3 protein-coding genes are annotated in these 1,910 nt (G+C 68.4%); 2 read left to right on the forward strand and 1 reads right to left on the reverse strand.

Going from position 1 to position 1,910, the window contains the following annotated elements:
- On the reverse strand, positions 1 to 967 hold a 967-nt coding region (locus tag H926_RS25395; protein ID WP_022675039.1), incomplete at its 3' end, for a S8 family serine peptidase.
- Positions 968 to 1,074: 107 nt separating this feature from the next.
- Here H926_RS25395 and H926_RS0103295 point away from each other — a divergent pair.
- Both H926_RS0103295 and H926_RS25400 read left to right on the forward strand, forming a co-directional pair.
- Entirely contained in the window at positions 1,075 to 1,539 is a 465-nt protein-coding gene (locus tag H926_RS0103295) for an RNA polymerase sigma factor (RefSeq protein WP_022675040.1), read from the forward strand.
- Positions 1,536 to 1,910 (forward strand): hypothetical protein (locus tag H926_RS25400; RefSeq protein WP_022675041.1); only part of this gene is annotated, 375 nt, incomplete at its 3' end. The genes H926_RS0103295 and H926_RS25400, both read left to right, overlap by 4 nt.

Consider the following 1,910-nt stretch of genomic DNA (forward strand, 5'->3'; position numbering starts at 1 on the left):
AGGCCGGCGGCGCGGCGGGGCCATCGTTGCCCACGGCAGCGACGATCACGGCGCCGCGCTGCAATGCCGCCGTCATCGCCCGCGCCAGCAAGGGATTGGCCGGGCCAACCAGGCTGATGGTGATGACGCGCACCTGCCGGCCAATCAGCCAGTCCACCGCGCGGGCAATGGCCAGGGCATTGCCACCGGTGGGGCCGCGCCCATAGACGTCTGCCGCCAGAATATGCCGCACGCCGGCGCCGGACAGCAGGTTGGCCACGGCGCTGCCATGGTCCGATGCTGCCGGCGCGCCGGGGGCGAACCCTTGCAGGGCATCGATCGCCTGCGCCGGGGCGCCATCGATCATGCCCACCGGCGTCTGCAAGGCAGGCATCGTACCCAGATGCATCACGCCGCCACGCGGGCTTGCAGCGCCGGCGGTAAAGTGCAGCACATCGGCGCTGATCGTGGCATCGGGCAGCGCCTTGCCCAGCGCGGCCTGCGCCTGTGCCAGGCTCATTCCCGATGGAATTGCCAGCCGCGTTACCGCTAGATCGAGCGAGGCGAGGCGTTCGTTGCCAATAACGGCAAATCCCAGGGCGCGTGCCTTGTCGAGCATCGCCGCCTCTGGCGCCATGATCAGCAGTTCGCCCTTAACGGCCGGATCACCGGCCGCGTCCCGTTCGATGCTTGCGGGGTTTTGCCGTAGCAGGCGATCGATCCGCTCCACCCGCGCTTCGGCAAGGGCCCTGGCGCTTTGCACCATAGTGGTGGTGGCATTGTCGAGCGCCTGGGCCACATCGCCGGGCACGCGGTCCACCGCCTGGCGCGCGCGATCGATCACGGGATCGAGCCGGTTGTCGAATGGATTGCCCAGTTGCTGGCCCATTCCCTGGCCGATACCGGGCATCACGCCCTGCGCCAGGGCAGGCATGGGCAGCGTCGTGGCGCAAAGCATCGCCAGCAGGGCAGGGGTGATCTTGCGCAAGACGGTTTCCCAAGTCAGGCGGAATTGCCTATGGATGAAACGAGCGACATGGTTCGTTCTATCCATCGGAAAAGGCAAGAACGCTGACCGACCGTTTTGAAACCGCCATGCTGGCCCTGCTGCCCCGGCTTCGCCGGTTTGCCCTGGGCCTTGCGCGCGATGCGGCGCGGGCCGACGATCTTTGCCAGATGACCGTGGAACGTGCGCTGCGCAGCCGCCAGCAATGGCAAGAGGGCAGCCGCCTGGATAGCTGGATGTATCGGATCATGCGCAACCTGTGGATCGACGAGGCCCGTGCCGAAAACCGCCGTGGCCAAACCTTTGTTGACGAAGACGCTGGCGTGACCGTTGGCGCCGATGGCGGGCAGGAGGCGTGCGCGCAGCTGTCCGACGTGGACCGCGCGATGGCGCGCCTGCCCGATGAACAGCGCGAGGCGGTCCTGCTCGTGATGGTCGAGGGCTGGTCCTACAAGGAAGCGGCCGACATCGTCGGCTGCCCAGTAGGCACGCTCAATTCGCGCCTGGTGCGCGGGCGCGACGCGCTTCTCGGCATGCTGGGAGACGACCTGTGACGCCCTCTCCCGAAACTCTGGCTGCCTATGCCGATGGCGAACTCGATGCCGCCATGCAGGCAGAGGTGGAGCGCGCCATGGCCGCCGATCCCGCGCTGGCCCGGCAGGTTGAGCGTCATCGTGCGCTTAAGGCCCGGCTTGCCGCGCATTATGACCCGGTGCTCGACGCGCCGTTGCCGCCCGGTTTGCTCGCTGCGGCCAGCCAGCCACAAACCAGCGCCGAGGTGATCGATTTCAGCGCCGCCCGTGCGCGCCGCCCGAGACGCCTGGTGTGGGGCGGGGGCATCGGCTTGGCGCTGGCGGCATCGCTGACGCTGGCGGTCGTGCTGCAGCATCCAGGCGGGAACGGCGCGGGGCCGGGCTATGCCGAT

The sequence above is a fragment of the Novosphingobium sp. B-7 genome (genome assembly GCF_000410615.1).
GTDB lineage: Bacteria > Pseudomonadota > Alphaproteobacteria > Sphingomonadales > Sphingomonadaceae > Novosphingobium > Novosphingobium capsulatum.